This window comes from Kitasatospora sp. NPDC007106, from assembly GCF_040634455.1.
Lineage (GTDB): Bacteria > Actinomycetota > Actinomycetes > Streptomycetales > Streptomycetaceae > Kitasatospora > Kitasatospora arboriphila.
Genome location: NZ_JBEYFP010000571.1, coordinates 1 through 3,937, shown reverse-complemented (window position 1 = coordinate 3,937; position 3,937 = coordinate 1). Strand labels below are relative to the sequence as shown.

4 protein-coding genes are annotated in these 3,937 nt (G+C 73.4%); all 4 read left to right on the top strand.

Features of this window, described 5'->3' with window-relative positions:
- Positions 1 to 340 (top strand): FAD-dependent oxidoreductase (locus ABZ641_RS28595; RefSeq protein WP_359986320.1); only part of this gene is annotated, 340 nt, incomplete at its 5' end.
- Positions 341 to 497: 157 nt separating this feature from the next.
- Positions 498 to 2,204 carry a class I adenylate-forming enzyme family protein gene (locus ABZ641_RS28590; RefSeq protein WP_359986317.1) on the top strand — a complete coding sequence of 569 codons (1,707 nt, stop codon included), beginning with the start codon at positions 498 to 500 and terminating at the stop codon, positions 2,202 to 2,204.
- 6 nt (positions 2,205 to 2,210) lie between these two features.
- Positions 2,211 to 3,626, top strand: a complete 1,416-nt coding sequence (locus ABZ641_RS28585) for a lysine 2,3-aminomutase (RefSeq protein WP_344623798.1) — start codon at positions 2,211 to 2,213, stop codon at positions 3,624 to 3,626.
- A 39-nt stretch (positions 3,627 to 3,665) separates the two neighbouring features.
- On the top strand, positions 3,666 to 3,937 hold a 272-nt coding region (locus ABZ641_RS28580; RefSeq protein ID WP_359986314.1), incomplete at its 3' end, for a hypothetical protein.

The window sequence follows — 3,937 nt, the reverse complement described above, 5'->3', positions numbered from 1 at the left end:
GCTGCCGGTGACGAAGCCGGTCAGCGAGGCGCACCGGTTCGCCGCCCTCGCCCCGGACCGCCGGCGGGCGGCGGCCCTCGCGCAGGCCGCCCGGCTGTTCCCGATGCTCCCGGAGCCGATCGGCTTCCACGTCACGGACTGGGTGAACGAGCCGTACAGCCGCGGCTGTTACGCGGCCCTGTTCGGACCGGGGGACTGGCTCCGCAACGGGCCCGCCCTCACCGCGCCGCACGGCCGCGTCCACTGGGCCGGCACCGAGACCAGCACCGAGTTCTTCGGCCTGATGGAGGGCGCCGTCCGCTCCGGCCGCCGGGTCGTCGCGGAGATCACCGCCCGCTGAGGCCGGCACACCGCGGCGGACACCGCCGCACCCGTGCAGACCGGCGCCACCACAAGCCCCCACCTGCACCGATCCGCCCACCCGCACCTCCACCGGTGCCATGCACCAGCAGATCTGACGAACCGTCAGATCATCCCGCCCACTTCAGGAGAGCGACATGAGCGAGCAGACGTCCATCGCCCCCCTCGCCGCCCGGCAGCAGCTGATGACCGAGCCCGAGCTCGGCGCCGGCAACTTCCTCGACCACGCGATCGCCGCCAACCCCAACCGGGCGGTGCCGTACCTGTACACCCACCGCACCGACCACCGCGGCGCCGTCGTGCTGCGCGGCCACAGCCTGCTCGACGTCGCCGCGCTCCGCGACCTGTACGCCGCCTGGTACGTCGCGAACGGCGTGCGCCCGGGCGAGCCGGTCGGCATCGTCGTCGGCGAGGGCCTGGAGCCGCTGCTGCACTTCCTCGCGCTCACCGCGCTCGGCGCCGTCCCCGCCCTGATCAACGACGCCATGCGGCACGACGTGATGGTGCGCTACCTCGACCACGTCGGCGTGGTCGGCGTCGTCGCGGACGACCCGACCCGGCTCGCCGCCGCCTACCGCGAGGACCCGCAGCGCCGCCCGCGGTTCATCGCGATGGCCGCCGAGATCCAGGCCTTCGACGCCACCGCCGTGCAGCTGCCCGAGCAGTACCCGTACCGGCACGCCGCCGAGGACGTCGTCGCGCTGATCCACTCCTCCGGCACCACCGGCACGCCGAAGTCGACGATGCTGGCGCACCGCCAGTTCTGGGACGGCAAGCAGCCGCGGATGGTGCGCTTCCCCGCGGAGCCGTACGACCGGCTGATGTCGCTGATGCCGCACACCCACGCCGGAGGGCTCAGCTACTTCCTCACCGCCACCCTGCTCGGCCTGCCCACGGTCGTCATGTCCGACTGGCGGCGCGCCGTCGTGGAGCCCGTCATGGAGGCCTTCCGGCCGACCATGGTCGCCTCCTTCCCGCGCACCTTCGTCGAACTGGCCACCGGGGAGCTGCCCGTGGCCGGCGCGGCGAAGGTGCACTCCTGGTTCAACACCGGCGACAGCGCCCACCACGGGCACATCCGCAGGTTGGTCCGGCTCGGCGAGCGCCCGTCCGGCCTGATCAAGCCCTGGCTGCTGCCGCAGGAGCAGGCCGAGCAGCCCGCCCTGCCCGGCTCGCAGTTCATCGACGGCCTGGGCTCCTCCGAGATGGGCATGGCCCTGTTCGGCCAGGTCACCACGCCCGAGACCGTCCGCAACGACCGCTGCGTCGGCAAGCCGCTGGAGGTGGTGACCCGGGCCGCCGTGCTCGACGAGAACGGCGAGGAGGTCCCCGACGGCACCGTCGGCATGCTCGGCGTCGTCACCCCGTCCCGCACGCCCGGCTACTGGAACAACCCCCGGCTGACCGCCACCTTCGAACTGTCCGGCTACTGGCTCACCGGCGACGTCGCCCGCCGCGACGCCGACGGCGCCTTCTACCACCTCGACCGCACCGTCGACGTCATCGACACCGCCCACGGCCCGGTCTACAGCCTGCCGATCGAGGAGGTGCTGCTCGCCGACTGCGACGACCTGGTGCAGGACTGCTCGGTGGTCGGCGTCCCCGGCGCCGCGGGGGAGGGCCAGCGGCCCGTCGCCGTCGTCCGCCTGCAGGCCGCAGCCGCCGAGGCCGCCGCCGAGGACGTCCAGCGGGCCGCCAACAAGGCGCTCGCCGAGGCCGGGCTCGCCGAACTCGCCGCCGTCAGCATCGCCCGGACCCCGGAGGACTTCCCGCTCGGGCCCACCGGCAAGGTGCTCAAGCGCGAACTCCGCACCCGCTTCGCCACCCACTTCACCGGCCAGTAGCCCCTGATGGACCACCACACCGTCCGGCAGCCGTACCAGTACGTACGGACCGCCCTGACCGAGCCGGACTGGCGCCGGCTGCCGGGCTGGCGCGACGTCACCGAGGCCCAGTGGCGCGACGCCCAGTGGCAGCGCGCCCACTGCGTCAAGAACCTCCGGCAGCTGCGCGCCGTCGCCGGCCCGCTGCTCACCGACCGGTTCTACGAGGAACTCGCCGCCGACCAGGCCGAGTCCGCCACGATGCCGATGCTGCTGCCGCCGCAGATGCTCAACACCGTGGCGCCGCACGCCCCGGCCGAGCCGCAGGCGTTCACCGAGGCGTTCCTCGCCGACCCCGTGCGGCGCTACATGCTGCCCGTGCGTGCCGACCGGCATCCGCGGTGGCCCAGCCACCCGAAGGCCGAACGCGACTCGCTGCACGAGGCCGACATGTGGGTAGCGGAGGGCCTCACCCACCGCTACCCGACCAAGGTGCTGGCCGAACTGGTCGCCACCTGCCCGCAGTACTGCGGCCACTGCACCCGGATGGACCTGGTCGGCACCTCCACCCCCCAGGTCGCCAAGACCCGGCTGGTGCTGCGGCCCGTCGACCGGCAGGAGCAGATGCTCGACTACCTCAAACGCACCCCGTCCGTGCGCGACGTGGTCGTCTCCGGCGGCGACCTCGCCAACGTGCCCTGGCCGCAACTGGAGTCCTTCCTCGTCCGGCTGCTCGACCTCGGCTCGGTGCGCGACATCCGCCTCGCCAGCAAGGCCGTCGTCGGCCTGCCGCAGCACTGGCTGCAACCGCACGTCCTCGCCGGACTCGGCCGGGTCGCGGCACTCGCCGCCCGCCGCTCGGTCAACCTCGCCGTGCACACCCACGCCAACCACGTGCAGTCGGTGACCCCGCTGGTCGCCGAGGCCGCCAGGGCGCTGCTGGACGCCGGGGTCCGCGACGTCCGCAACCAGGGCGTGCTGATGCGCGGCGTCAACGACACCCCGGAGGACCTGCTCGACCTGTGCTTCGCCCTCCAGGGCGAGGCGAACGTCCTGCCCTACTACTTCTACCTCTGCGACCTGATCCCCGGCGCCGAACACTGGCGGACCCCGCTCCACCAGGCCCAGCACCTCCAGGAGGCGATCATGGGCTACCTGCCGGGCTACGCCACCCCGCGGCTGGTCTGCGACGTCCCGCACGTCGGCAAGCGGTGGGTGCACCAGGCGGTGGCCTACGACCGCGAACGCGGCATCTCCTACTGGACGAAGAACTACCGCACCGCGCTGGAACTCCGCACCCCCGACGGCGCCCCCGACGGCTCCGCGACCGAGGACCCGCTGGAGCGGCGCCACCCCTACTACGACCCGGTCGACACCCTGCCGGAGGCCGGCCGCCGCTGGTGGTCCGAGCAGCCCGCACCACCCGGCGACCGAGCCCGCTGACGCACCCACCCGCCTGCCACGCCCCCCGTGAGGACGACGATGACCCCACCCGCACCGCACCTGCCGGACACCGGACCCGGCACCGGCCCCGGCGGCCCGCTGCGCCGGATGTGCTGGATCTTCCCCGACCGCGAGTCGACCCGCACCGGCGCCATGTGGAAGCACTACTTCTGGGACATGTACGCCGAGGTCGCCGAAGCGATGGGGATGAGCTGGACGCGGCACTCGCCCGACGCCGTCACCGTCGACGGCACCGACCTCCGCCGGCCCCGGGTCTACGTCGACGACCAGGAGGTCACCCCGCAGGACAC

Coding starts and splice junctions, on each gene's coding strand:
- ABZ641_RS28590 (WP_359986317.1), top strand. CDS start 498: ATGAGCGAGCAGACGTCCATCGCCCCCCTCGCCGCCCGGCAGCAGCTG.
- ABZ641_RS28585 (WP_344623798.1), top strand. CDS start 2,211: ATGGACCACCACACCGTCCGGCAGCCGTACCAGTACGTACGGACCGCC.